Source organism: Lacticaseibacillus parahuelsenbergensis (assembly GCF_030770265.1).
Lineage (GTDB): Bacteria > Bacillota > Bacilli > Lactobacillales > Lactobacillaceae > Lacticaseibacillus > Lacticaseibacillus casei.
Map to the genome: position 1 here is coordinate 1,243,443 of NZ_CP132482.1, position 25,673 is coordinate 1,269,115.

General features: G+C 48.7%; 26 protein-coding genes. 22 read left to right on the plus strand and 4 right to left on the minus strand.

Translation table 11 applies throughout. From position 1 onward, the window contains the following. Nucleotides 1-55 precede the first annotated feature (55 nt). Nucleotides 56-175 (minus strand): DUF4044 domain-containing protein, encoded by a 120-nt coding sequence (locus tag LACPH_RS05880; RefSeq protein ID WP_003565145.1) that lies wholly within the window; start codon nucleotides 173-175, stop codon nucleotides 56-58. 289 nt (nucleotides 176-464) lie between these two features. On the opposite strand from LACPH_RS05880, the gene LACPH_RS05885 reads away from it, so the two are divergent. The 17 genes from LACPH_RS05885 (at nucleotide 465) to LACPH_RS05965 (ending at nucleotide 17,764) form a co-directional block, all read left to right on the plus strand. After that, nucleotides 465-797, plus strand: coding sequence for a hypothetical protein (locus tag LACPH_RS05885; protein ID WP_025013188.1), 333 nt, complete (start codon nucleotides 465-467; stop codon nucleotides 795-797). Nucleotides 798-972: 175 nt separating this feature from the next. Beyond that, complete coding sequence (gene mraZ, locus LACPH_RS05890) at nucleotides 973-1,404, plus strand: division/cell wall cluster transcriptional repressor MraZ (RefSeq protein ID WP_010488673.1); 432 nt, start codon at nucleotides 973-975, stop codon at nucleotides 1,402-1,404. Between the two features lie 2 nt (nucleotides 1,405-1,406). Further along, a complete protein-coding gene (rsmH, locus tag LACPH_RS05895; RefSeq protein WP_274784780.1) occupies nucleotides 1,407-2,348 on the plus strand; it encodes a 16S rRNA (cytosine(1402)-N(4))-methyltransferase RsmH in 942 nt (313 codons plus the stop codon). Nucleotides 2,349-2,360: 12 nt separating this feature from the next. Further along, nucleotides 2,361-2,726, plus strand: a complete 366-nt coding sequence (gene ftsL / locus LACPH_RS05900; protein WP_049169714.1) for a cell division protein FtsL — start codon at nucleotides 2,361-2,363, stop codon at nucleotides 2,724-2,726. After that, complete coding sequence (locus LACPH_RS05905) at nucleotides 2,723-4,870, plus strand: penicillin-binding protein (protein WP_274784781.1); 2,148 nt, start codon at nucleotides 2,723-2,725, stop codon at nucleotides 4,868-4,870. Before ftsL ends, LACPH_RS05905 begins: the two co-directional genes overlap by 4 nt. 14 nt (nucleotides 4,871-4,884) lie before the next feature. Next, nucleotides 4,885-5,850: a phospho-N-acetylmuramoyl-pentapeptide-transferase gene (gene mraY, locus LACPH_RS05910; RefSeq protein WP_274784782.1), complete on the plus strand. Its 966-nt coding sequence runs from the start codon at nucleotides 4,885-4,887 to the stop codon at nucleotides 5,848-5,850. A 28-nt stretch (nucleotides 5,851-5,878) separates the two neighbouring features. Continuing rightward, nucleotides 5,879-7,258, plus strand: coding sequence for a UDP-N-acetylmuramoyl-L-alanine--D-glutamate ligase (murD, locus tag LACPH_RS05915; protein ID WP_047106035.1), 1,380 nt, complete (start codon nucleotides 5,879-5,881; stop codon nucleotides 7,256-7,258). Continuing rightward, nucleotides 7,259-8,350, plus strand: a complete 1,092-nt coding sequence (gene murG, locus LACPH_RS05920) for an undecaprenyldiphospho-muramoylpentapeptide beta-N-acetylglucosaminyltransferase (protein WP_274784783.1) — start codon at nucleotides 7,259-7,261, stop codon at nucleotides 8,348-8,350. A 5-nt stretch (nucleotides 8,351-8,355) separates the two neighbouring features. Continuing rightward, nucleotides 8,356-9,210, plus strand: a complete 855-nt coding sequence (locus LACPH_RS05925; RefSeq protein ID WP_087913250.1) for a cell division protein FtsQ/DivIB — start codon at nucleotides 8,356-8,358, stop codon at nucleotides 9,208-9,210. Nucleotides 9,211-9,322: 112 nt separating this feature from the next. Next, the gene (ftsA, locus tag LACPH_RS05930) at nucleotides 9,323-10,672 is read left to right on the plus strand and encodes a cell division protein FtsA (protein ID WP_087912057.1); all 1,350 of its coding nucleotides are present in this window, start codon (nucleotides 9,323-9,325) and stop codon (nucleotides 10,670-10,672) included. 24 nt (nucleotides 10,673-10,696) lie between these two features. Further along, a complete protein-coding gene (gene ftsZ, locus LACPH_RS05935; protein WP_025013180.1) occupies nucleotides 10,697-11,959 on the plus strand; it encodes a cell division protein FtsZ in 1,263 nt (420 codons plus the stop codon). Between the two features lie 17 nt (nucleotides 11,960-11,976). After that, nucleotides 11,977-12,435, plus strand: coding sequence for a cell division protein SepF (locus LACPH_RS05940; protein WP_274784784.1), 459 nt, complete (start codon nucleotides 11,977-11,979; stop codon nucleotides 12,433-12,435). 12 nt (nucleotides 12,436-12,447) lie between these two features. Continuing rightward, entirely contained in the window at nucleotides 12,448-12,735 is a 288-nt protein-coding gene (locus tag LACPH_RS05945; RefSeq protein ID WP_274784785.1) for a YggT family protein, read from the plus strand. A 6-nt stretch (nucleotides 12,736-12,741) separates the two neighbouring features. Next, a complete protein-coding gene (locus LACPH_RS05950; RefSeq protein WP_274784786.1) occupies nucleotides 12,742-13,521 on the plus strand; it encodes a YlmH family RNA-binding protein in 780 nt (259 codons plus the stop codon). Between the two features lie 189 nt (nucleotides 13,522-13,710). After that, nucleotides 13,711-14,496, plus strand: coding sequence for a DivIVA domain-containing protein (locus tag LACPH_RS05955; protein ID WP_049169722.1), 786 nt, complete (start codon nucleotides 13,711-13,713; stop codon nucleotides 14,494-14,496). Nucleotides 14,497-14,743: 247 nt separating this feature from the next. Further along, a complete protein-coding gene (gene ileS, locus LACPH_RS05960) occupies nucleotides 14,744-17,530 on the plus strand; it encodes an isoleucine--tRNA ligase (RefSeq protein WP_274784787.1) in 2,787 nt (928 codons plus the stop codon). A gap of 12 nt (nucleotides 17,531-17,542) precedes the next feature. After that, nucleotides 17,543-17,764: a cold shock domain-containing protein gene (locus LACPH_RS05965; RefSeq protein WP_010488644.1), complete on the plus strand. Its 222-nt coding sequence runs from the start codon at nucleotides 17,543-17,545 to the stop codon at nucleotides 17,762-17,764. Nucleotides 17,765-17,890: 126 nt separating this feature from the next. Here LACPH_RS05965 and LACPH_RS05970 read toward each other — a convergent pair whose 3' ends face one another. Then, a complete protein-coding gene (locus LACPH_RS05970) occupies nucleotides 17,891-18,796 on the minus strand; it encodes a phosphate ABC transporter substrate-binding protein PstS family protein (protein WP_274784788.1) in 906 nt (301 codons plus the stop codon). A gap of 175 nt (nucleotides 18,797-18,971) precedes the next feature. Between LACPH_RS05970 and LACPH_RS05975 the strand changes: the two genes are divergently transcribed. Continuing rightward, the gene (locus tag LACPH_RS05975; RefSeq protein WP_306387522.1) at nucleotides 18,972-20,408 is read left to right on the plus strand and encodes an MFS transporter; all 1,437 of its coding nucleotides are present in this window, start codon (nucleotides 18,972-18,974) and stop codon (nucleotides 20,406-20,408) included. A 113-nt stretch (nucleotides 20,409-20,521) separates the two neighbouring features. Here LACPH_RS05975 and LACPH_RS05980 read toward each other — a convergent pair whose 3' ends face one another. Continuing rightward, nucleotides 20,522-21,724 carry a toxic anion resistance protein gene (locus LACPH_RS05980; RefSeq protein WP_162494859.1) on the minus strand — a complete coding sequence of 401 codons (1,203 nt, stop codon included), beginning with the start codon at nucleotides 21,722-21,724 and terminating at the stop codon, nucleotides 20,522-20,524. Next, nucleotides 21,721-22,383: a 5-bromo-4-chloroindolyl phosphate hydrolysis family protein gene (locus tag LACPH_RS05985; protein WP_010488636.1), complete on the minus strand. Its 663-nt coding sequence runs from the start codon at nucleotides 22,381-22,383 to the stop codon at nucleotides 21,721-21,723. Before LACPH_RS05985 ends, LACPH_RS05980 begins: the two co-directional genes overlap by 4 nt. Nucleotides 22,384-22,620: 237 nt before the next feature. On the opposite strand from LACPH_RS05985, the gene LACPH_RS05990 reads away from it, so the two are divergent. The 4 genes from LACPH_RS05990 (at nucleotide 22,621) to LACPH_RS06005 (ending at nucleotide 25,366) form a co-directional block, all read left to right on the plus strand. Continuing rightward, complete coding sequence (locus LACPH_RS05990; protein WP_274784790.1) at nucleotides 22,621-23,166, plus strand: NUDIX domain-containing protein; 546 nt, start codon at nucleotides 22,621-22,623, stop codon at nucleotides 23,164-23,166. Continuing rightward, a complete protein-coding gene (locus tag LACPH_RS05995; protein ID WP_087912065.1) occupies nucleotides 23,153-23,413 on the plus strand; it encodes a hypothetical protein in 261 nt (86 codons plus the stop codon). The genes LACPH_RS05990 and LACPH_RS05995 overlap by 14 nt, the downstream gene beginning before the upstream one ends. Nucleotides 23,414-23,478: 65 nt before the next feature. Further along, entirely contained in the window at nucleotides 23,479-24,189 is a 711-nt protein-coding gene (locus LACPH_RS06000; protein WP_010488631.1) for a 5'-methylthioadenosine/adenosylhomocysteine nucleosidase, read from the plus strand. 13 nt (nucleotides 24,190-24,202) lie between these two features. Continuing rightward, entirely contained in the window at nucleotides 24,203-25,366 is a 1,164-nt protein-coding gene (locus LACPH_RS06005; RefSeq protein ID WP_274784791.1) for a cysteine desulfurase family protein, read from the plus strand. Nucleotides 25,367-25,673 lie beyond the last annotated feature (307 nt).

Sequence of the window (25,673 nt, forward strand, 5' to 3'; positions counted from 1 at the left end):
CGTGTCGTTAGGTCTTTTTAGCAAGTTATTCTACGATGGTCCTTGGGTGATCGGTTTAGATAAGTTGCAAACTAGCGAGGGCACCGAGAACGACGCCGAGCACAGTAATGATAATCATCACCCAAGCGCTGATGATCGTCATTTTTTGAAATTTAGACTTTTTCTTTTTCTGCACCGAAAACACCACCTTTGTTATTCTGCTGGCTCTCATTGTACTGGTTTTTGCAAGGATCGGCAACTGAGATGCTGGGGGGATTTTGAAAAAGTTGCCATTTTTTAACGGTTCGCAAAGTTCTACTTTGTGGTGAATGACAGTGGCGTTGAAATGGTTCGGCATGGGTTGCCACTGCAATGGTCCATCTTCAACTAAATCAAGCTTGACGCTTATCCTCGCTTTGGGTAGGGTTAATTAGAATAGTATCAACAGACAGCGCTTCAGGCGGCTGCCTCCAGGGGGACTTATCATGGTGTTGCTCGCGTTGGGATTGCCGATTTTAGTGTGGTGCATGGTTGTCGCGGCAGTCGTGTACTTTGACTTTCATGGCGGTTCTTGGTTCTTCTTATTGACAGTGGTTAATTTTTGGGCGATTTTCCAGCTGACTTTTACGAAAACCCCGAATTTTATTTGGGTGATTTTGTTTACGGCCATGGTGATCGCTTTGATCCTGGTTATCTGGCAGGTCGTTCGTGAATATGATCTCATTATCCACCGTTATTGGCGTATGTTGACCCGAATCCTCTCATTGGCCACCACTTGTTGGTGGTTTGGCGGTATATTGATCTACTTTTTGGGATAAGTCCCCACTTTCTACCCACGTTTTAAAAAAGTCCGTGATCCTTGTGATCACGGACTTTTTTGCGTCTTAAAGGTTTTTTAAAACATAAAATAACTAAATTTTGTTTCAATTGTGGTTAGATGTGGAGAAGAGTGGGGCGTTGTGGTAGACTAAAAATCGTAGGGAGGTGCCAGCTATGCTCATGGGTGAATTTGAACGCAGTATCGACGCTAAAGGGCGTCTGATTATTCCAGCTAAATTCCGTGAGCAACTGGGGGCATCGTTTGTGTTAACTCGTGGTATGGACGGCTGCCTTTTCGGTTATCCAATAGCTGAATGGGACAAGCTTCAGGCCAAACTGGCAACGTTACCGTTAGCCAAAAAAGATGCCCGTACCTTTACCCGCTTTCTTTTTTCGGCCGCAACTGAGTGTGAGATTGACAAGCAGGGGCGGATTAACATTCCTAAGTCACTGTTTAAACACGCCGCATTGAAGAAGGAATGCGTGCTTGTCGGTGTCAATACTCGCATTGAAGTTTGGGATGCCGAGCGCTGGCAGGAATTTGCTGACACGGCTGAAGAAAACTTTGATGATATTTCGGAAAACTTAACGGACTTTGGGTTGTAGTGATGACAGAATTCAAACATGAAACGGTTCTATTAAAAGAAGCAACGGCAGCTTTAGCCGTGAAACCGGATGGCATCTATGTCGATGCTACGTTGGGACGCGGCGGCCATACCCGTCAGATTTTAAAGCAACTGACAACAGGGCGCTTGATCGCGTTTGATCAGGATGAAGCCGCCATTGCTGCTGTGACCGCTAGCTTTGGCAATTTACCGCCGCAACTGACGCTGGTTCACCGTAACTTTCGGGAACTAACGACGGCACTGGCTGAATTGAACATTAGCCATGTAGATGGTATTTTGTATGATCTCGGCGTCTCATCACCGCAATTTGATGATTCCAAGCGCGGCTTTTCCTACCGTTTCGATGCACCGCTGGACATGCGGATGGATCAGCGGCAGAAGCTCGACGCCAAGACCATTGTGAATGAATGGCCATATGCTGAGCTGGTTCGCATCTTCTCGCGCTATGGGGAGGAGCATTTTTCCAAACAGATTGCGCGGCGAATCGAGCAAGCCCGGGCTGAGGGGCCGATTACCACAACCTTTCAGCTCGTGGATTTGATTAAGGCGGGGATTCCTGCCAAGGCGCGGCGCACCGGTGGTCACCCCGCCAAGAAAGTGTTTCAGGCGATTCGCATTGCGGTCAATGACGAACTGTCAGCACTGGAATCATCGTTAGAGCAGGCATTGAAGTTACTCAATGTCGATGGGCGTATCAGCGTGATCACTTTTCAATCGTTAGAAGATCGGCTGGTTAAGACCATGTTTAAGGAAGTTTCGTCAGTTCAAGACGTTCCCCGCGGTTTGCCGGTTGTTCCGGCATCTGCCCAGCCGCACTATCGCTTGGTCACGCGCAAGCCGATTTTACCAAGCGCTGATGAGTTGGTCGAAAACCACCGTGCACATAGCGCTAAGCTCAGAGTTATCGAAAAAATTCGCAACTAGGGGGTACAATAAATGCTTGAGAGTACAGCAAGACCTTTGGTGCAGCAACCGGCGCCTAAACCGGTACATAAAACAGTTAACGAACCCGCGCCACAAACACATATCGCTTTTAGCGGATTCGAAAAAACCTTGATGTTCGCCTGTGGTGTTTTGGCCACGGTTGTTTGTGTGGTCTGTCTGTTCATGCAAAACCGCCTGAGCAATACCCAGCGCCAATACGAAGATTTACAAGCGCGCATTATGAAGCAATCGCAGGCAACCGCGAATCTCAAGCAGGAAATTGGTGAGCTCTCTAATTCGGAACGACTCGATGCTTTCGCAAAAGCACATGGGTTTAAAATCATTAATGGCAATATAAAGCGTGTTGATAATCAATGAAACTTTTCAAATCAAAACGATCAACGAATGCACATCCAGCCCGGAATCGTAAGTTATTTGGTATCGGACTGATCGGGTTTACGCTCCTGATTCTCGGTGGCTTCGTTCTTCGTTTTTCTTTTGTTGCCACGGTTGGCGAAGTGGATTCTAACAACCTGGCCAAGCAGCGGCAAAAACAATATCGTACGGATACGGTTCTGCAGGCGCAGCGCGGTGCTATTTTGGATCGCACTGGCAATGTGATTGCCGAAGACTCAAATACGTATACGATTTATGCCATTCTTGATAAACAAAATAAGAATGGTGATAAGCCTGATTACGTCACCGACAAGGCAAAAACGGCCAAAGTGTTGAGCCGTTATTTGGCGATCAGTGAAGATAAGATTCTGGCGCGTTTAAATCCGACCAAAAAGCATGTCTTCCAAGTCGAGTTTGGAACTCCCGGCACCAAATTGAGTCTGGCAATTAAAAAGCAAATTGACGCGGAAAAACTGCCGGGGATCCATTTTCGGGAAACCCCGTCGCGTCTGTATCCTAACGGCGTCTTTGCAAGCCATGTGATTGGCATTGCCCAAGCTCAGGATAAAGGCAGCGGGCTGACCGGCGTCATGGGACTGGAAAAGCAATTCAACACGGTTCTTGCAGGGGACAACGGTTATCGCCGCAGCGAAACCGATGCTTATGGGTACAAGCTGCCCAATGCCAAAACCAAGTTAAAAACGCCGGTTAATGGTGGAACGGTTTACACCACGCTGGACAGTGGCCTTCAATCCTATTTGGAAACGCTGATGACGGATGTCCAAACCAAATATGAACCAAAAGGGTTGACGGCGGTTTTGATGAGTGCCAAAACCGGCAAAATTTTGGCAGCCAGCCAGCGACCGACATTCGATGCGTCAACCGGTGAAGGGTTAGGCGACATGTGGCGGGATTCCTTGGTTGAGGACAATTACGAACCGGGGTCCGTTATGAAAATTGTCACCTTGGCATCGGCTATTCAGAGCGGCAAGTATCACCCAAATGAATATTACCAATCCGGTTCCGTGAAGCTTGACGGCGGAACGGTCAATGACTGGCGCACTGGCGGCTGGGGTTCGATTCCGCTGAGCAAAGCTTTTCCATTGTCGAGTAATGTCGGCATGGTGAAAATCGAACAGGAAATGGGTGCCGGCGTCTGGAAGAGTTATTTAGATAAATTTAAATTTGGCCAAAAAACCGGCATCACTTTGCCAGGCGAAACCAATGGGCGGATCAGTTTTGCCCAGCCGCTGGACCAGGCGATCACCTCGTTTGGGCAAGGCATTGAAGTGAATGTCATGCAAATGATGCAGGCGATTAGTGCGGTTTCCAATGACGGTAAAATGCTGAAGCCACAAATTGTGTCCAAGGTCGTGCACAAGAATGGCAAAGAAACGGTCTATAAACCTGAAGTTGTCGGTCAGCCCATTTCCAAAGAAACCGCCGCTCAGGTCATTGACGCCATGCGACACGTTGTTAACGATGAAGATGGTACCGGGGTTGCGTATAAAATGCCAGGCGTTGATTTAGCGGTTAAAACCGGTACCGGACAGATTGCCAGTCCGCAAGGCGGTTACCTCACCGGTGATTCTAACTACATCTTTAGTGTGGCCGGTATTGCGCCGGCTTCGGATCCGAAATATGTGCTTTATGTCACCATGAAACAGCCACAAAAAATGACGGAGCCGGCTGAAACAATTTTGGCCAGCATTTTCAAACCGATGATGCAACGGGCGCTTGATACAACCGCCAACGGCACCGTCGCAAAAGACACCAATACGGCTGATGTTCCTGCAGTGACGAATGCTGCGTTAACCACCGCACAGGATACCGTGAAAAAGGCCGGCTTTGACGTTGCCACAATTGGCACAGGCAATAAAGTTGTTCAACAATTACCAGCGAGTGGAACCAAGGCACTGCGCGATTCGCGTGTGCTGCTTTTGACCAATGGTGCTATGACCATGCCTGATCTTACTGGTTGGTCGAAATCCGATGTGTTAAAATTTGTACAATTGACCGGTAAGAAATTCAAACTTGTCGGTGACGGCTTTGTTGTTCAACAAAGTATTGCCAAAGGAACTCTTTTAGGCGATACCAGCGGAACAATCGAGTTCAAACAACAATAGAATTGGGGATAGTCATGCAACTTGCTCAGATGCTCATTCCGATGGTTTCGGCATTTGCCATTACAATTATGTTTATGCCACTATTTATCGGGTACATGCGTTACAAAAAAGAAGGCCAGGTGATTCGCGAAGAAGGGCCGAGTTGGCACGAGAAGAAATCAGGGACACCAACAATGGGCGGCCTGATTTTCATTGCCGCGATGATTATTTCGGCTATTTGGGTTAGCATTTGGCAACACCAACTGACGCTGAGTGTCTGGATTTCTTTGTTTATTTTGGTTCTATACGGCCTACTGGGCTTTTATGATGATTTTGAAAAACTGGTTCATCATCGTAACGAAGGGCTGAAGGCTTGGCAAAAGCTGGCAGGTCAGATTCTGGGCGCCGTGATTTTTCTGATCGCGTATTTTCATGAAGGGTTCGATCATACCTTATGGGTACCGGTGATCGGCAATATCAGTGCCACATGGTTCTACGTTGTTTTTGTCATTTTTTGGCTAGTTGGTTTTAGCAATGCAGTCAATTTAACCGACGGCTTAGACGGGTTGGTTGCTGGGCAGACGACGATTTCGTTTGGTACCTATGCCATCATCGCTGCCCGCGAAGGCCGGACGGATGTGCTGATTATCTGCCTTGTCACGGTCGGCGCCATGCTTGGTTTTTTGATGTTCAACCATAAACCAGCACAGATTTTTATGGGCGACCTAGGTTCCTTGGCGCTGGGCGGCATGCTGGCAGTCGTCGCCATTTTGCTTCATCGCGAATGGTCGTTATTACTGATTGGGATCATTTATGTCATTGAAACTGCCAGTGTCATCCTGCAGGTGGCGTCGTTTAAGTTAACCGGCAAACGAATCTTCCTGATGTCGCCGATTCATCATCATTTTGAGATGAAAGGTTGGTCCGAGTGGCGGATTGATTTGACGTTCTGGCTGGTCGGGCTGATCGCTAGCGGCATTTATCTGGTATTTTTTCTTTAAAGTCACGCTATAAAAAGAAGGATCAATTGTGAAAAATATTTCGGATTATCGTAATAAAAAGGTGCTTGTGTTAGGTCTGGCAAAGAGCGGTGTCAACGCTGCTCGCTTACTACATAAATTAGGTGCCTTGGTGACGGTTAATGACAAGCAGAAATTCGATAACAATAAGGATGCGCAGGAATTGTTAGCAGACGGGATGCGGGTGATTACCGGCCGGCATCCGGTCGAATTGCTGGATGAACATTTTGAATTGATGGTCAAAAATCCCGGCATTCCATACAGTAATCCTATGGTAAAGCGGGCGCAGGAGCTAGGGTTACCGATTATTACCGAGCCGGAGTTGGCTTATCAGGTATCCGAAGCCGAATGGATCGGAATCACGGGTACGAATGGCAAAACCACCACAACCACATTAATTGGCTTGATGTTGAATCAGCAGCGGCCACACCATGCGTTTGATGCCGGCAATATCGGCATTCCCGTCAGTCAGGTCGCCCAAAAGGCAGGCAAAGACGATACGATTGTGGCGGAGTTGTCGAGTTTTCAGCTGTGCGGTATCAAAACCCTGCATCCCCACATCGCAGTTCTGACCAATATTTATGAAGCGCATTTGGATTGGCATGGCAGCCGCGCCAATTATGTCGCAGCCAAAATGCGGATCACGATGAACCAAACACCGGATGACTATTTCATTATGAATTGGGATCTTCCGGAAATGCATAAGCTCGCCAAGCAAAGTAACGCCCAGATTGTGCCGTTTTCCCGTAAGCAGGCGCCTGGTGCTCGTGCTTCGCTGATTGATGGCTGGCTGACGTTTGATGGCGATAAAATCATGCAAGCCAGTGAGATGCAGATTCCGGGTCTGCACAACATTGAAAACGCGCTGGCAGCGATTGCCGCAGCCAAGTTAAAAGGGGTCGAAGATGACGCGATTCGCGAGGTGTTGCGGACCTTTTCCGGGGTCAAACACCGAATTCAGTATTTGGAAACGCTGGAAGGACGCCGGATTTATAATGACTCCAAGGCGACCAACGTCGAAGCTGCGACCGTTGCGCTTAACGCGTTTCATCAGCCGATCGTTTGGCTGGCAGGTGGACTGGATCGCGGCTTGCCGATGGATGCGTTAACGCCGCTGGTCAAGGAACACGTGAAGAGCATGGTTGTTTTTGGGCAGACAGCACCACTGATGGCCAAAATCGCTAAGGATGCCGGGGTGCCGGTTCAAAAAACCGATAATGTGATGACCGCCGTACCGCTAGCTTATGAAGCCAGTCGGCCGGGGGATGTCATTTTGCTATCGCCGGCAGCAGCCAGTTGGGATCAGTATCCAAATTTTGAAGTCCGTGGCGATGACTTCATCAAGGCGGTTCATCAGTTGCAACAAACGGTCGAAAGCGAGGGCAATTAAATGCGGCTGGTTATTTCCGGTGGCGGTACTGGCGGCCATATTTATCCGGCCTTGGCGTTAATCGAGGCGTTGAGGGCGGAAGGTAAACTCGATGATGTCCTTTATGTCGGCACCGAGCATGGCTTGGAAAGTCGGATTGTGCCGGCAACCGGCCTGAAATTTTCGACACTCGACCTGCAAGGCTTCAAGCGCAGTCTTTCCTTGAGCAATCTGACAACGGTCAAAAAGTTTATTGGCAGTTTGGGTCAGGCAAAAAAGTTGTTGCGTGATTTCAAACCAGATATCGTAGTTGGCACGGGTGGTTATGTCTCCGGCGCGATTTTATTCGCTGCCGCGCAAATGCATATTCCGACCGTGATTCATGAATCGAACTCGGTTGCCGGTGTGACAAACAAGTTTCTCAGCCATTTTGTCGATCGCGTCGCCATTGTTTTTCCTGAAGTGGCTTCAGCGTTTCCGGCAAAAAAAGTGGTGGTAACCGGCAATCCCCGAGCGCAGCAGGTTGCCGGGTTAAAACCGAATGACCGTCTAAAGGATTTCGGACTTGATCCTCACAAGCGTACTTTATTGGTTTTCGGCGGTTCACGCGGAGCACCCAAGATCAATGAGGCGGTTTTAGCAGCATTGCCGGTTTGGGGCAAAGCTGATTTCCAGGTGCTTTTTGCGACTGGACGTAGCCATTATGATAACATCAAAACATCTTTGCCGCCGTTACCTTCTTCGATTAAGGTTGTGCCATACATTGATGATATGCCGTCAATTTTACCTGATGTCGGGCTGCTGATCAGCCGGGCGGGGGCGACGACGCTTGCGGAGATCACGGCGCTAGGCATTCCGGCTATTTTGATTCCGAGCCCTAACGTGACCCACCACCATCAATATTTAAATGCCCAGAGTTTAACCAAACAAGGTGCGGCGCTAACCATTACCGAACCTGAATTAGGCCAGGATTTTCCCCAGCGGGTGGTGACGCTCATGGAGGATGATGCCAAGCGTGCCGCCATGGCGCAGGCATCAAAGAAACTAGGCGTACCGGATGCCAGTGATCAACTGATCGCTGTGATGACAACACTCCTTTCGAAACGTAGGTGATGACTTTGGCTTGGCTCCGAAAAAAAGAACAGCAGTCTGATCCGCTGACACCGTGGCAGCAATATCAAGCGCGTCAGCAACAGAAGCCGCGACATGATCGGCGCCGAAAGCCGAAGCTGGATGTTGAGCTGCCGAAGATTCAAAATTTGCGGCGACGTAAACTGATCAAGAACCTTGCGTTGATCCTGCTCCCCCTGCTATTTTTGCTGGGGGTTTTTGGCTATTTTGCTAGTCCGCTTTCTAAAGTCGGATTGGTAAGCGTCCAAGGTGTCACAACGGTACCTGATCAGCAAGTCATCAATGCGACTAAACTATCGGATAACGATTTAATGCTCAGTGTGCTGGTGCATAAAAATGACATTGCGCAACGGGTGCAGAAATCTTTACCGGAAATTAAAGAAGCCAGCCTAACTATAAAAGGGTTCAACCGGATTATCATTCGTACAAGTGAATATCAGACGATCGGCTATGTGTATCGGAATCACGCTTACCATAAGATTCTGGTCACTGGCAAGGTGTTGAAGGCCGGCACGCAAACACCGGTTGACACTTACCCCGTCTTTTCTGGATTCACTGCCAAGGAATTACCTAAAATGATTGAGTTACTGAATCAGTTTCCTGATGCGATTCGTCATGACATTTCGGAAATCGATGCAAGCCGCGGTGACGCCAATCCCAACCAGATTGCTTTAAACATGAGCGATGGTTATCGGATCATAGCCGATTCGCGTACCATTGCCAAAAAAATCAAGTACTATCCGGCAATTGTTTCACAGGTCAAGAAAAAAGGCGTCGTTGATTTAGAAGTCGGTGCTTTCTGGCGGCCATATTCAAGTGGTGAAAAGTCGTCAAATGACTGATTTTGTAAGGTTTGTTTTCTCATCAGAAAATGAGTGTGTTACACTGATGATGGCACCGTTTTAATATGAAAATTAAGTTGATTAAAAAGTTACACAAGGAGGTTCCCGATACATGGATAATCAAGGTATTTACGTTGGACTTGATATCGGAACCACCTCAATAAAAGTCATTGTTGCCGAAGCAGTACAGGGACAAATGAATGTTATTGGTGTGGGAAGTCAGCGGTCTGAAGGCGTTAGTCGTGGGGTGATCGTTGACATCGATAAGGCAGTCGCAGTCATCCAGGCGGCCGTTGCCCAAGCTGAAGACAAGGCAAATATCAAGATCGATCGGGTTGTGGCTGGCATCCCTGCCAATATGCTGCAGATTGAACAGGTTTCGGGGATGATTGCCGTTGGTGAGGAGAACAAAGAGATCTCTGACAACGATGTCCGCAGTGTTGCTGCGGCTGCATTGGTTCGCAACCTGCCGCCTGAGCGTGAAACATTATCACTGGTTCCGACCGAGTTTATCGTTGACGGGTTTGACGATATCAAGGATCCACGTGGGATGTTGGGCGTTCGGCTTGAGATGCGCGGCATTATGCTAACGGTTCCCAAAACCGTGATTCATAACACGAAAAAAGCCATTGAAAAAGCTGGGTTACGGGTTGGCGGACTGGTCATTTCACCACTGGCGATTGGCCGGTTGGCGTTGACGGATGGTGAACAAGACTTCGGGACGGTCTTGATCGATATGGGTGGCGGCCAAAGCACAGCGGCTGTTATCCACGATCGCAAGCTCAAGTTTACGTCGGTCGATCAAGAAGGCGGCGAATATATCACCAAAGATATTTCCGTCGTATTAAACACGAGCTTTACGGATGCAGAGAAGTTAAAACGCGAATACGGCAATGCGGATTCGCTAGCTACCAGCGAAGAAGAAACCTTCCCCGTGACCGTTGTCGGTAAACATGAACCGGCGATGATTTCGGAAAAATACTTATCGGAAATTATCGAAGCGCGGGTCGCGCAAATCTTCAAGCGCCTGAAAAAGGCACTCGATGCCGTAAACGCACTTGAGCTGCCGGGTGGCGTTGTGATCACCGGTGGCACGACGGCATTGCCAGGGGTTACCGAATTAGCACAGGATATTTTTGATCGCCCGGTCAAGCGCTTTATTCCCGATGACATGGGCCTTCGCCATCCTTCCTTTACAGAAGGACTGGCACTAATCAAATATGCTGCTCAGATGACCGATATCGAAATGCTGGTTTCCAGCGTTCTGCCGACGCCGTTTATGGTTGACGGCGCGCAGATGCCATCATCTTCGCCATCACCGGCTCCACAAAAACAGCCGGAACAAACCGCTGCTTCGGAAGGCCAGCGTCTCGTCAAGCGCAAGCCCGACAAGCAGACAGACAAAACCAAGTCTAAGGAGCCATCTGCCTTGCGCCGGTTCTTTGGTAATTTCTTTGAATAAATCTCGATTCTAGGAGGAACACGAATGGATTTTCAAATGGACGCACAGAGTGAAAAAGGCGCCAACATCAAAGTTATCGGTGTTGGCGGTGCGGGTGGCAATGCCATTAATCGCATGATTGCCGAAGACGTTAAAGGCGTTGAATTTATCGCTGCCAATACCGATTTACAGGCGCTGAATGCCAGTAACGCAGAAACCAAGATCCAGCTTGGACCGAAATTGACGCGCGGCTTGGGCGCCGGCTCCAATCCGGAAATCGGGCAGAAGGCTGCGGAAGAAAGTGAAGAGGCGATTGGTGCCGCATTACAAGGTGCCGATATGATCTTTGTCACGGCGGGCATGGGTGGCGGCTCCGGTACCGGTGCCGCGCCGATCGTGGCTAAGATCGCCAAAGACCAGGGTGCCTTGACGGTAGGGGTTGTTACCCGCCCATTCACGTTTGAAGGGCCTAAGCGGGCTAAAAACGCCACTGAAGGCATTGCCCAGTTAAAGGAACATGTCGATACGTTGGTCATTATTGCCAATAACCGACTGCTCGAGATTGTGGACAAAAAGACCCCGATGCTTGAAGCATTCCATGCAGCGGACAATGTTTTGCGCCAAGGGGTTCAGGGCATCTCCGATCTGATCACCAGTCCTGGATACGTCAACCTCGATTTTGCCGATGTTAAAACCGTGATGGCCAACCAAGGTTCCGCATTGATGGGAATCGGCAGTGCCACCGGCGAAAACCGGACGGTCGAAGCGACGAAAAAGGCGATTTCCAGTCCATTATTGGAAGTCAATATCAGCGGGGCCAAACAGGTGTTGCTGAATATTACAGGCGGACCGGACCTCAGTTTGTTTGAGGCACAGGATGCTTCACAAATTGTTGCCGATGCTGCCAAAGACGATGTTAACATCATTTTCGGAACGTCCATCAATGAAGAGCTTGGTGATGAAGTCGTTGTAACCGTCATTGCCACTGGGATTGAAGAAGAAGACCAGCGCCGGGAAAGCTCCCGCCGCCCAGCTGCTCAAACACGCGGTGCCGATCACGACAAAGGTAATGACACTTATCGTCCGGCATTTGCAGGTAACGATCAGCATGACGATCAGTCAGCACAAAGTGACGATCCATTTGGTAACTGGGATTTACGGCGCGAGCCAAGCAAACGACAAACACCGAGTTCCGATGACATGAACAATGTGAAGAAAAAAGATTTTGATATTTTTGAAAATCAAACCAATGCAGACGATGCCGGAAGCGACGACCAGCCGCCGTTCTTTAAGCGTCGGCGTCAATAGTCAGGAGGTCATGGAACATGGCGTTTGGTAAGTTAGGCGAAAAATTCAACAACTTCTTTGCCATGGATGATGATGAAGATGATTATCAGGACCAAGAAGACGAACAGACGCAGGCAGCGCAGCCGGAGGATCGGGATGTGAATCATTACCGCGGTAACAAGATTGTCGCTATGGGGGCACCGACCGGTAAAGCTGCCAAGATCGTGGTGTTTGAGCCTAGAATTTACTCGGACGCCAAGGAGATTGGGTCGCATTTGCTGAATAATCGGGCGGTGGTCATTAATTTTGATCGCATTGGCGCGGATGATGCCAGACGGGTCGTCGATTTTTTGACCGGGACTGTCTACGCGATCAATGGCGAGATTAAGCGGATCGGTGAGTCGATTTTCTTAGTCACACCAGCCAATTTTGAAATTGACGGCTCCTTAGCCAGCACCATTGATTCTGACGGTTTGAATCTTTCATCACAACACTAAACGAGGTGTCAAGTGTCCAATTTTCTGTATGCATTATACCGAGTCGGTGACTGGGCGATTTACTTATACATGATCATGGTGTTTGTTTACATCCTGATTTCATGGTTTCCTAACGCTCAAGGAACGGCAATTGATCGCTTCCTGGGTCGCTGGGTTGATCCGTTTTTAAGTATTTTCCGCCGGTTCATTCCCGCAATCGCCGGGTTGGATCTTTCTCCGATCCTGGCGTTCTTCGTGCTTTCGCTGATTAAGTTCGGCTGGTCGCGTTTATTCCTGATACTCGTTCAATTAATTGGGTGACAAATCATGGACGCCATCTATCAACATTTTCGAAAAGACGAAGCAGCACTGATCGACCATTTCGCTGAATTAGTCGAAACGGCTCGGACCGAGTATCGCGCCGTTTTGACTGATTTTACCGATCCTCGGCAGCGGTTAATCGCTGACAGTCTGATCAGTGCCCACGATGACATGAAGCTCACGCATTTCGGCGGGTATCCGCATGCTGAGCGCCAACGGTTGATTTTTGCGCCGGATTATTATGAAGCACAACCGGATGATTTTGATATTCGCCTGCTGCAGATTGTATATCCGGAAAAATTTGCCGAGATGCATCATAGTACGATTCAAGGAACATTATTAAACGCCGGACTGGATCGCGATGTTTTTGGCGATATCATTACAGACGGGCAAACGTGGCAATTCTTTGTGGCCGCCCACATGGAAGACTGGGTCATGAGCAATATCACGAAAATCGGCCGTGTCGGCGTTCACTTTACCGACTATCCGTTAGATCAGGCGGTCACTCCCGAGAACGACTGGGAACCGATCGACTTTTCAATCAGTGCATTACGACTCGATACGGTTGTGGCACATGGTTTCAATATGTCGCGGCAACGCGCCAAGGTTTTGATTCAAGGCGGAAAAGTACGGTTGAATTTCGGTGAAACCGAGGCGCCGGATGCTGAAGTTGCGACGTCGGATATCATCTCGGTTCGCGGTTTCGGCCGCTTGCGACTGGATGCGATTCTTGGTGAAACTAAAAAAGGTAAGTTGCGTGTATCGGCGGCGGTTATTCATAAGTAAGGATGAGCGCGAGCTGGCGCGGTTAGAAGCCGGAGTGTAAGTGACTTTGGGCGTGATGGCGGGGTCTTTGCCATTGCGACCAAGGTCCTTACACGCAGGCTTCTGCGCTAAGGGAGCGCGTTAAGGGAAGTGCGAACCGGCGGCGAAAGAACCAAGCTGGCGCTCATCTATACAAGGAGGACCAATTTTATGGCTTTAAGTCCACTGGACATTCATAATAAAGAATTTAGCAGCAAAATGCGCGGTTATGACAAGGATGAAGTGAATGATTTTCTTGCCCAGATCGTTAAAGATTACAGCAGTCTGATTAAAGACAATGAAGGACTTAAAAAGGAACTGGCAGATGCCAAGGAAAAGGTTCGGTATTTCACGGACATGAAGGAAGCCTTGAATCAGTCAATCATTGTGGCGCAAGAGAGTGCTGAAAAAGTCAAAAATAGTGCGCATCAGGAAGCTGATTTGATCAAGCAGCAAGCACAACAGGATGCCCAGGCGATTTTGAATCGGGCCAAATCCGATGCGGATCAAAAGATGCACCAGGCACAGGCGCAAACGGAGCAGACGTTGCATGATGCGGAACTGAAACGGCAAAATATTTCCGTTCAAACTGAGGATCTTAAACGCCAAAGCCGGGTTTTCCGTCAGCGATTACAGGTGATGCTAGAATCGCAGCTTGAAGTTGTGAAGAGTCCGGAATGGAAAGAATTGCTTTCCAGTTCACCTGAAGCCCCGGATACCACGGACCCGAGTCAGGAATCACTTGACAATTCGCCAGCTGGTTTCGTAAACTCTAAGGGAGCAGCTTCCGGTGCCGATGCCTACACGGAGATCATTTTCCCAGATGATCAAAGTGCAACCTCAAGCTCAGCCAACGCTGAAGCAACACCGGCTGATTCGGCGACTGCTGAGTCGGAATCGGAATCAAGTGAGTCGAACAGTGACGATTCTGATGCGACAACCGATCAAAATGTCTAAAAACGTATGAACACGCGTCGTTTAGCGGTCCCCTTTGCAGCGAGCCAGGAATTAGGTGTGAGCCTGGCAAGTACCGCTTGATGATATCAGTTCGCAGTTGTCTCGCCGAGTCAATAAGCGGGACCGGTTGATCACCGTTAAGCAATCACTGAGGGGGACTTGTTCCCTGAAGTTAGGTGGTACCACGTTTGCTCGTCCTAATATGGGACGGGCTTTTTTCATTCAATCAACAAAAGGAGCGGGACACGTGAAAATTAAAGATACGTTGAATATGGGGAAGACGACTTTCCCGATGCGCGCCGGATTACCAAAGAACGAGCCGGTTTGGCAAAAGAAGTGGGACGAAGATCATGTTTACGAGCAACGGCAGAAATTAAATGAAGGCAAACCGACCTTCATGTTGCATGATGGCCCACCATTTGCTAACGGCAATATTCATATGGGGCATGCTTTGAATAAGATCAGCAAGGATATTATCGTTCGGTATAAGTCCATGAACGGTTTCCGGGCACCATATGTTCCTGGCTGGGATACTCATGGACTGCCGATCGAACAGCAATTGGCCAAACAAGGGGTCAAGCGCAAGGAAATGTCGATGACCGATTATCGAGAACTGTGTCGGCAATTTGCGATGAAGGAAATTGATAAGCAGCGGACTGATTTCAAGCGTTTAGGCGTGATGGGTGACTGGGAACATCCATACATTACGCTGCATCATGCCTACGAAGCCAGCGAGATTCGGGTCTTCGGGGCAATGGCGAAAAAAGGCTACATTTACCATGGTTTGAAGCCGGTTTATTGGTCTTGGTCATCTGAATCGACGTTGGCCGAAGCCGAAATCGAATATCACGATGATAAATCACCGTCGATTTATGTAGCGTTTCCGGTAGTTGATGGCAAAGGCTTGTTGGATCAGGATACGTCACTGGTTATCTGGACCACCACGCCTTGGACCATTCCGGCGAACTACGGCATTGCGGTTAATCCGAAGTTTGATTACGTTCAGGTTCAAGTTGGCGACCACAAGTATGTTGTGGCAGCCGAACTGCTTGATCAGGTGGCTGAAGAAATTGGCTGGGATCAGCCTAAGATTCTCAAAACTTTCAAAGGCACGGCCATGGACAAAATGACGGCTAAGCATCCTCTGTATGATCGTACGAGCTTGGTTATGGAAGCTGACCACGTCACGCTTGACGCTGGGACCGGCCTAGTTCATACCGCTCCTGGACATGGGGAAGATGACTACAAAGTCGGCATGAAATATGGCTTGCCCGTGATTTCGGTCGTTGACGCCAAGGGCTACATGAACGAAAATGCGCCGGGATTTGAAGGGGTCTTTTATGATGATGCCAATAAGCTCATCACCAAAGCCTTGACTGAAAAAGGCGCACTGTTGAAACTGGATTTCTTCACCCATAGTTACCCGCATGATTGGCGTACCAAAAAGCCGGTCATTTTCCGGGCCACAACGCAATGGTTTGCCTCAATTGAAGCTTTCCGTGATCAGATTTTGAAGGCGATTGATACAGTCGACTTTAAGCCTAGTTGGGGTAAGACCCGTCTGTACAATATGATTCGTGATCGTGGTGACTGGGTCATTTCCCGCCAGCGTGCATGGGGGGTTCCGCTCCCGATTTTCTACGCTGAAGACGGCGAGCCGATTATCGAAGAAGAAACCATTAACCATGTCGCCGACTTATTTGGCAAATATGGCTCCAATGTCTGGTTTGAACGCGAGGCTAAGGATCTTTTGCCGGAAGGGTACACGAACCCGCATAGCCCGCATGGTCAATTCACCAAAGAAAAAGATATCATGGATGTCTGGTTTGACTCAGGTTCATCACACCAGGCAGTCTTGGCTCAGCGTCCGGAATTGAGTTTCCCGGCTGATCTGTACCTGGAAGGATCCGACCAGTATCGTGGTTGGTTTAACTCCAGCTTGATTACCAGTGTTGCCGCAACCGGTGTCGCCCCATATCGTGGCATCCTGTCTCAAGGCTTCACGCTTGATGGCAAGGGTCGGAAAATGAGTAAAAGTCTAGGCAATACCATTGTGCCTGCCACAATTGAAAAGCAATTTGGCGCCGAGATCATTCGGTTGTGGGTCGCAACCGTGGACTCCTCGTCTGATGTCCGGGTTTCGGTTGACAATTTTGCCCAGACGTCTGAGGCTTATCGTAAAATTCGCAATACGTTGCGGTTTATGGTGGCTAATACCGGTGACTTTGATCCGCAAAAGGATGCCATTGCTTATGACGACCTCGGCTCCGTTGATCGCTATCTCATGGTTCGTCTGAATCAGGTCATTGCTAAGGTCAAGGCGGCCTATGATGTCTACGATTTTGCAACGGTTGAAAAAACCATCAGCAGTTTCCTGGTCAACGATCTGAGTGCTTTTTATCTCGACGTTGCCAAGGATGTGGTGTATATTGAGGCCCAAAACGATCCTAAGCGGCGGAGCATGCAGACAGTAATGTATACCGCTTTGCTAGATCTGACGAAGTTGCTGACGCCGATTTTGCCGCATACAGCGGAAGAAGTTTGGCCGTATCTGAAACAGGATACTGCTTACGCTGCCTTGTCTGACATGCCGGACGTCACGCATTTTGACGACGAGGATCAGTTACTCGACATTTGGTCAGCATTCATGGATTTCCGTTCCGAAGTGCAAAAGGCGCTTGAAGTTGCGCGGGACAACAAGGTGATCGGCAAGTCCATGGAAGCAGCCGTTACGGTGTATCCATCCGGGCCGGTTCGTGACATGTTGGATGATGTTGAAGCGAACGTGATGCAACTGTTGATCACCAGTCACTTTGAAGTTGCGCCAAGCGATGCCAAAGCGCCGGCAGATGCCGAACAGTTCGAAGATATGGCAGTGGTTGTGACCCACGCTAAAGGGGAAGTATGCCCACGTTGCCGGATGGTTCGCACTGACATTGGTGCCGATCCAAAATTACCTGAATTGTGCAGTCGCTGTGCCGCCATTGTTGAGGCCAATTACCCTGAGGCCGTCGCAAACGGTTTTGATAAATAAGCAGGTGACAGCATGCAAGGACGAGTTAAGAATTTCAATGTCGACAAAGGCTATGGTTTTATCGAAGCCGATGGTCAGCCAGATATTTTCGTTCATTTCTCGGCGATTAATGAACCCGGGTTTAAAAGTCTGACGCCGGGCGAACTGGTTGACTTTGTTATCGTGGAAGGTCCCCGTGGTCCTCAGGCTGCCAATGTGACGGTTCATCATGAGGCGGATCATTCAGACGATTAATGAACTGGCAGATATAAAGGTGCCACAATCATTCAATTAAAAGAATCGGCATGATAAAAAACCGTGATCACAGTTGATCGCGGTTTTTGTATACAGCCTATTTATATGCTAGAAATATGGAGCAGGTTACTTGTTGACTTCTTCGATTTTGCCGTCGTACGTGCGGGCAACGGTCATTTTGGTGATGGGGATGTAACCCAGCTTAGGAACCAGCGTCTTTTGAACATTCTTTGATTGAATGTAGTTGATGAATGCAGCGGTTGATGCATTAGGCTTACCCTTGGTGTACATGTGCTCGTAAGCCCAGATCTTCCAGGTGTTGGTCGTGACATTTTTGTCAGTTGGTTGCACCTTGTCCAGTGCGAGCTTTTGGACGCCATCTTTAATTGCCGAGAAGGCTAGATAGCTAATCGCACCAGGCGTTGAGGAAACCATCTGATAAACGGTACCGCTAGAATCCTGTTCCTGACTGGTCTTGACTTTGTCGGTCTTGATACCGAACTGTTCAAAGGTGGCACGGGTCCCGGAACCTTGCGCACGGTTAATCAAGACAATTTGCTGATCTTTACCGCCAACGTCTTTCCAATTAGTGATCTTGCCTTGGAAGATATCGACCAGCTGCTGGGTTGTAATGTTCTTAACGCCGGCATCTTTGTTAACAACCGGGGCAATGGCAACCACCGCGACCTGATGATCAACCAGATCGCTGGCCTTCAAGTCTTTCTTTTCCTGAGCGAAAATGTCTGAATTGCCGATGGTGACCGATCCGGCCGCCACCTGACTTAATCCGGCACCGGAACCGCCGCCTTGAACGGTGATTTCGGCCTTAGGATTGTCGGTTTGATATTGCTTAGCGGCCTGCTCAACAAGCGGCTGCAGGGCTGTGGACCCAACGGCAAGGATTTTACTTTGCTTCGCTGGTGCCGAGCTTGACGAGCTTGAACTGCTGGCGGATTTCGACCCGCAACCCGTTAATACCAAAGTGGCAGTTAAGGCCACGGTCAAACCGACTAACAACTTCGAATGCTTCATTACTTTTCCCTCCAATACTTGAATAACTTAAGGATAAAGAATGAGTGTAAAGACTTCGCCACTTTGATGTAAAGAATGCGTTTTGCTTTTGTAAATAAGGTGTAGGTTCCTTTGAAAAAGTAACAAGATTCGGCGTATAATGGTGCAGCTAGGCGTTTTAGAAGGAGCGGAAAATGTGAAAAATTACATTGATAACCAAAAAGTCCAGAAAAACCGGTGGTGGATCATCACGGCCATCGGGATGTTTACCATCATGTCGACGCTGGACGGGTCTATTGTCAATATTGCGTTGCCGGTGATGAGTCGAGATTTGAAAATTCCGATGAATCAGGCCGAGTGGGTTGTATCCATTTATCTGATGATGATCTGCGGATTGCTTTTATTTTTCGGGAAATTAGGCGATTCGATTGGCAAAATCAAAGTGTTCCGTGTCGGGATGGTACTGTTTCTCATCGGTTCTTTGTTTGCCGGGTTTAACAATAGTTTGGCGCTGCTGTTGGCGGCGCGGATTGTGCAGGCAACGGGCGCATCCATGACGATGGCGAATAACAACGGGATCGTGACCGAAATCTTTCCAATGAATGAACGCGGGCGTGCCTTGGGTCTCATTGGGTCGTTTGTTTCTATTGGCGCAATTGCCGGACCCGGGATTGGCGGGTTGATTCTGGGTCAACTGCCGTGGGGCTACATTTTTTGGATCAATATTCCGATTGGCATTGTGGCGTTGATTCTCGGATCGATTGTTTTACCGAAGGATTTACCCAGCAAGCGGGTTCCGATTGACTGGTCAGGCTTCATTAGCTTTTTAGGGTTTATTCTGACCTTGTTCATGGGTATTTTCCTGGGTCAGGAACGTGGCTTCACGGATCCGGTGATTCTTGCGCTGTTTGTCATCGCCGTGATCGCATTGGCTGTTTTTGTTCGGATTGAAAATCATAAAACCGATCCGTTAGTCAGCTTTAAGTTATTTCGGAATAGCGCGTTTACGTTAAGCTTGTTATCGGCTTTCTTTATTTTTGTGACGAACTTCTTCTTTAATGTGATCTCGCCATTTTATTTACAGAATGCGCGCGGCTTATCACCGGAAAAAGCTGGCTACCTACTGATGATTTTCCCGATTGTCCAGGTGATTGTGGCGCCGGTGGCTGGTTCAATTGCCGACCGCATCGGTCCTTATCGAATTACTATGGTGGGATTGTTGTTCATTGTTGGCAGTCAGATTGGGTATGCGCTTTTTAATTTACAGACCTCATTTGTTTTCGTAGCATTGATGATTGGCTTAGTTGGGTTTGGTAATGGCCTGTTCCAGGCGCCGAATAATACGGTCGTGATGTCGAGTGTGGCACCGCAAGATCTTGGAATTGCAGGCGGATTGAATGCATTGGCACGTAATTTAGGTATGGTTGTCGGTATTTCGACGGCAACGACGGTTTTGTTCTCCTCAATGAGTCACACGGCTGGGCGGAAGGTAACAACTTATCTAACCGGTCGGCCTGATGTCTTTATCGCAGGGATGCACGTGTCGTTTTGGGTTGCAACCGGTTTATGCCTCTTAGCCTTGGCGCTGACAGGGTATCGGATGTGGCAAATTCGTGGCGTTGGCGATGCTTAGTCAGGGAAGCCCATTCAACTGAAAATTGGCGGGAAACGAGCCAAAACAAAAAGTCCGTGATGACGAAATCACGGACTTTACGCTATTCAAGGTTAATTAAGAATTTAGACCCATTAAACGTGCGGCGTGACGTCTTTAGGATTTTGATTATCCATATCGCCGTGGGTATAATTTAGCAGTTGCTGCTTAAGTTCGCCTTCCATTTGGACAAGTTGTTTTTCGGCATTCTGACGCTTGACGCGACCATCTTGCTGAATCTGCAGCGTCTGCTTCAAGGTATCGATCAGATCGTTTTGTGTCTGTGTCAGCGTTTCGATATCGACAACGCCACGTTCATTTTCTTTGGCAGTTTCAATTGAGCTGATCTTCAACATCTCACTGTTCTTCTTAAGCAAATCGTTGGTCGTTTCTGAAACCTGGCGCTGTGCCGTGACCGCATTTTTCTGACGCAAAAGAGTGAGGGCAATGGCCACCTGGTTTTTCCATAAAGGAATGGCAGTATTGACACTGGCTTGGATTTTTTCTGCTAGTGCCTGATTGGTGTTTTGAATCAGACGAATTTGCGGCGCTTGCTGAATGGTAATTTGCCGCGCTAATTGCAGATCATACGCCCGTTTTTCCAAACGGCTGGCGAACTGCCGCAGATCGTTGACTTGCTGGATCGCCATTTGGTCATTAGCTGCTTCAGCGGCCTTGGCTGCTTCAGGAATCGTTTTATCATTTAATTCGGCCAGCTTCAGGTTCGCCGCTTCAATGTAAATATTCAAGGCATCAAAATACGCCTTGTTTTGGTCATAAAGCTCGTCTAAAAGCTTGTTATCGTTTAACAAGCCTTGTTGTGACGTTTCGAGCCGGTTGGCAATCGTATCGATTTGGGCACCGATTTTTTGGTACTTTGCGGTGATTTCATAAATAGATCGCTTGACACGGCCAAAGATTTTGCGGAAAATATTGTTATTTTCTGCTTTGAGTTCGTCAGGATTGGCTTCATTTAGACGCGTCATCAGGCTGGTTAACGCGTCACCAACGGCACCGGTATCTTGGCTTTGTACCTTTGTCAGCATGTTTTGAGAGAAAACCCCAAGCTGCTTTTGGGCATCGGCACCGTAGTTTAAGACAGTTTCGCCTTTAGTGACATCAATTTTGCTGGCCAAGTCCTGCGCTTTGGCTTCCTGTTCCGGGGTCAGTTTCGGCTTGGCTGTTGCTGCCTCGGAGATTTTGGGTGCGGTATCGCTTGCGCCGGATGAGGTGCTGAAGGGATCCGCTAATAGGTCATCGGTCAAATTTGTTTGTTTGTCGTCGCTCACGTTGGTCACTCCGTTTCATGCATCTTATTAGGATCAAGGTGTTTCTTGGCAAGGCGGACATCGCTATCCAGGTCATCCAAGTCATCTTTAATGAAGGCTTGATAATCGGTGCGGATCTTACCCGCCATCCCGGTCATCGTTTCAAAGGCCTTATCTAACGTTTCGTAGGTGTCAGCCGTTTTGACTTCATGGTGTGTGATTTGGGCATATTTCTGCATTAAATCCAACAGATTCGGGACCTGTTGATAGACAAAAGTGCCGGCATCTGTCAGCCGCTGCGGAGCTTGCACCAGTGCCTCGAAATAAGCGTGCAGCAAATCGATCAAATCGGTATTAAGTGTGAGCGCACGAAGCTTTGGTACTTGCTTGGTCAATGCTTCAATGGTCCGAATTTGATCGGCAAGTTCAGCCATGGTCTTTCTAAAAAGTTTGATTTCTTCATCACTTAATCCGGAAGCCGCATAGTGTTCAGCCATTTTTGGATCCAAACTTGGCAGACTGGTGGATTTTGGCTTCGGTCGGCTTAGTTCACCGATAAAGCGAGCGAAGGCAAACACAACGCCGACAAAAACAGCGATTGCCCAACGCCCGGATAAGGCACCTAATACCGCACCCATGGCGGCCCAGAGTATGATTCGCCAAATGCGAATACGTTTGCTTGTGGCCACGAGATCACTTCCTCTTTCGTTTGAGTTTAGTTTAGCACAGTCCTATAGGTTGACTATCAGCCGGAAGTTGGATATTCGCAAATTTTTTGTTAAGATCAAGCATTGCATCGTTTGCTGGTGTAAGCTGATGACATGATCTTTCATAAAAGTGGTGTTTGTCAACGTTTTGAGTCGGTTAACGATTCGTTGATTGACGGCTTGGCACTTGTGAATAAATAGGACGAGGAGGCGGCTGTGATGGAGGAAAAACCGATTGCACAACAACGGGTGTTTACGGGTGAATTAGTAGCAGTTGATGAACTGACGGTTAAACTAAGCGATGATCAGACAGCGAAGCGGGAAATCGTGCGTGCACAGCCGGCTGCGGGCATTTTGGCGTTAAGAGGACATCAAGCCTTGTTTGTCAGTCAGTTTCGATCAACTGTTGGCCAGGCAACGCTGGAAATTCCGGCTGGCAAGATCCACCAAGGCGAGATGCCACTGGCTGCTGCCCAACGCGAATTGAATGAAGAAACCGGTTTGGAGGCACTGAACTGGCAGCCGCTTGCCAGTTATTTTCAATCACTTGGCTTTTCGGATGCGACCATGGCACTTTTTTTAGCCTGGCACTTAACACAGGCTGCCCAGCGTCTGCCGCAAGATGCCGATGAATTTGTGAACAGTCATTGGCTAACGTTTGATGAAGCTCAACAAGCAGTTGATGATGGCAGAATTTGTGACAGTAAGACGCTGTTAGCCTTGTTTTATTGGCAGCAGCAGGAGGAACAGCATGGCAGAAGTTAACACGCGTAAAGCCTACCGTGAAGCCCAGAAGAAAAAGAAGCAGGAAGCTCGTGATCGCGAAGCCAAACGGGTTGAAGTGGAAAAAGAATACGCCCGGCAGACGCGCGACAAGCCAGAGGTTAAGGCGGCACGTTTTGATGAAATGACGTTTCGCAAAGTCAATAGCCTCAAAAAACGTCTGAATTGGGCGATCGGCATTGTCTTTGGGTTGATTGTGATTGTCTTTTTGGTTCTTTATTTTGGCTAAGGGATGTATCGAACCTACGAGGCGTAAAATAGCGTCATATTTGATAGAGAGAACGAGGGGATTTTTTGATTAAAGTCGGTGTAATTTGTGCGATGGAAGAGGAAATTCGCACGTTGTTGGCGCGGCAAACCCAGCAAAAAGAGACGGTTATTGCCAGTCAACATTATTTTGAAGGTAAAATCGGCGATGTCGATGTGATTTTGGTACAATCCGGCATTGGCAAGGTGCAAGCAGCGATGACAGCTGCATTATTGTTGGCGACTTACAAACCTGATGTTGTCATTAATACCGGTAGTGCCGGTGGGATTGGCCACGGCCTGGCGATCGGTGATGTGGTTATTTCCAGTGGCGTGGCTTATCACGATGTGGACGCTACGGCCTTTGGCTACTTGCCGGGGCAACTTCCGCAACAGCCGCAGATTTTTGAAGCAGGCATGTCATATGTGACGCAAATTCAAACAGCGGCTGCGGCAACTGGTTTGACGCCCAAAGTAGGCTTGATTGTGTCAGGGGACCAATTTATTAACGGGAAAGAAGCCATTGCCCGGATTTTGAAAACCTATCCGCAGGCACTGGCCAGTGAAATGGAAGGTGCAGCAGTCGGCCAAGTTGCCAAAGAGTTCCACACGCCATTTGTCGTGATTCGCGCCATGAGTGACGTGGCCGATGAACAGTCCGGCGTCGATTTTGACAAGTTTGTGATTAAAGCAGGTGAGCAAAGTGCCGCGATGTTGTTGCAGTTCTTTGCCCATTTACAGGCATCTCAGCATGATTAGGAGCTGATTTTTTATGCAACATATTTATCTTGATAATGCCGCAACAACGCCAATGGCACCTGAAGTTATTCAGACGATGACGGATCAAATGCAGCATGACTTTGGTAACGCGAGCTCGACTCACTGGTTTGGCCGGGAAGCACATACCGTAATGGACAAAAGTCGAAAAATTCTGGCCGATTCAATTCATGCCCAGCCCGGCGAGATGGTCATCACAAGTGGCGCCACCGAAAGCAACAATACGGCCATTACCCAGACGGCGCATGCCCACGCTGCTTTGGGGAAGCACATCATTACAACTGCGATTGAACATCCTTCAGTCTTGCAGCCACTGAAGGCCCTGGAAAAAGAGGGCTTTCGGGTCACCTATCTGCCGGTTGACGAAAATGGGCGCATTCGGTTGGCTGATTTTGATTCAGCTCTGGATGATGACACGATTCTGGTTACGATCATGATGGGCAATAACGAAGTCGGTAGCCGCATGCCGATCACTGAAATCGGCGAACGGCTGGTTGATCATCAAGCCTGGTTCCACACCGATGCCACTCAAGCGTATGGATTACTGGATATTGATGTCAAAGCCCAGCACATTGATATGTTGAGTGTGTCCGCGCACAAAATCAACGGACCAAAGGGGATCGGCTTCTTATATCGCGATCCCAAAGTGCAGTTTCCATCGTTGCTAAAAGGCGGCGAGCAGGAACTCAAACGCCGTGCAGGAACCGAAAATATTGCCGGTATCGCCGGTTTTGCAAGGGCCGTTGAGCTGATCACTTCTGAAGAAAAGGCAAAGCGCCAGACCAAATATCTTGGCTTCAAGAAACAAATCATGAACGCCTTAGATGATGCCGATATTCCTTACGCAATTAATGGCGACATCAGACCTGACAATGTCAATCATGTTTTCAACTTATGGCTGAAGGGCATTTCCACCTATGCCTTACAAACCAACCTCGATTTGGCAGGTGTGGCTGTTTCAGGCGGATCTGCCTGCACGGCGGGGTCGCTGGAGCCTTCGCACGTCCTGACCGCAATGTTTGGTGCAGACAGCCCGCGGTTGGGCGAATCAATCCGTATTTCTTTTGGGGCACAGACCACTCAGGAAGATATTCAAGCCTTCATTAATACGCTACTGCCGATTGTGCAACGGCTGGCTGCTAAACAAGCCGCACAGTAGCCGCATGATATGCTAAACTTAATGTTAGTAAAGCGTGTTCACGCTTGTATTAACGCGTTCGCCGGCGCAGAAACCTGCGTGTAAGGACCTCTGTCGCAATGGCCTAAGTTCGGGCCATCACGCCCGAGGCCACTTACACTCCGGTTTCTAAACGCGCCGGTTCACGCTCACACATTAACGCGTTCGCCGGCGCAGGAGTCTGCGTGTAAGGACCTTGGTCGCAATGGCAAAGACCGCCATCACGCTCAAGGCCACTTACACTCCGACTCCTGAGCGCGCCGGTTCACGCTCAGGAGGATGTTTCATA

Coding starts and splice junctions, on each gene's coding strand:
- ftsL (WP_049169714.1), top strand. CDS start 2,361: ATGCTTGAGAGTACAGCAAGACCTTTGGTGCAGCAACCGGCGCCTAAA.
- mraY (WP_274784782.1), top strand. CDS start 4,885: ATGCAACTTGCTCAGATGCTCATTCCGATGGTTTCGGCATTTGCCATT.
- LACPH_RS05990 (WP_274784790.1), top strand. CDS start 22,621: ATGGAGGAAAAACCGATTGCACAACAACGGGTGTTTACGGGTGAATTA.
- rsmH (WP_274784780.1), top strand. CDS start 1,407: ATGACAGAATTCAAACATGAAACGGTTCTATTAAAAGAAGCAACGGCA.
- LACPH_RS05950 (WP_274784786.1), top strand. CDS start 12,742: ATGGACGCCATCTATCAACATTTTCGAAAAGACGAAGCAGCACTGATC.
- LACPH_RS05995 (WP_087912065.1), top strand. CDS start 23,153: ATGGCAGAAGTTAACACGCGTAAAGCCTACCGTGAAGCCCAGAAGAAA.
- LACPH_RS05885 (WP_025013188.1), top strand. CDS start 465: ATGGTGTTGCTCGCGTTGGGATTGCCGATTTTAGTGTGGTGCATGGTT.
- LACPH_RS05905 (WP_274784781.1), top strand. CDS start 2,723: ATGAAACTTTTCAAATCAAAACGATCAACGAATGCACATCCAGCCCGG.
- LACPH_RS05940 (WP_274784784.1), top strand. CDS start 11,977: ATGGCGTTTGGTAAGTTAGGCGAAAAATTCAACAACTTCTTTGCCATG.
- LACPH_RS06005 (WP_274784791.1), top strand. CDS start 24,203: ATGCAACATATTTATCTTGATAATGCCGCAACAACGCCAATGGCACCT.
- LACPH_RS05955 (WP_049169722.1), top strand. CDS start 13,711: ATGGCTTTAAGTCCACTGGACATTCATAATAAAGAATTTAGCAGCAAA.
- murG (WP_274784783.1), top strand. CDS start 7,259: ATGCGGCTGGTTATTTCCGGTGGCGGTACTGGCGGCCATATTTATCCG.
- LACPH_RS05965 (WP_010488644.1), top strand. CDS start 17,543: ATGCAAGGACGAGTTAAGAATTTCAATGTCGACAAAGGCTATGGTTTT.
- mraZ (WP_010488673.1), top strand. CDS start 973: ATGCTCATGGGTGAATTTGAACGCAGTATCGACGCTAAAGGGCGTCTG.
- LACPH_RS05970 (WP_274784788.1), bottom strand. CDS start 18,796: ATGAAGCATTCGAAGTTGTTAGTCGGTTTGACCGTGGCCTTAACTGCC.
- ftsZ (WP_025013180.1), top strand. CDS start 10,697: ATGGATTTTCAAATGGACGCACAGAGTGAAAAAGGCGCCAACATCAAA.
- ftsA (WP_087912057.1), top strand. CDS start 9,323: ATGGATAATCAAGGTATTTACGTTGGACTTGATATCGGAACCACCTCA.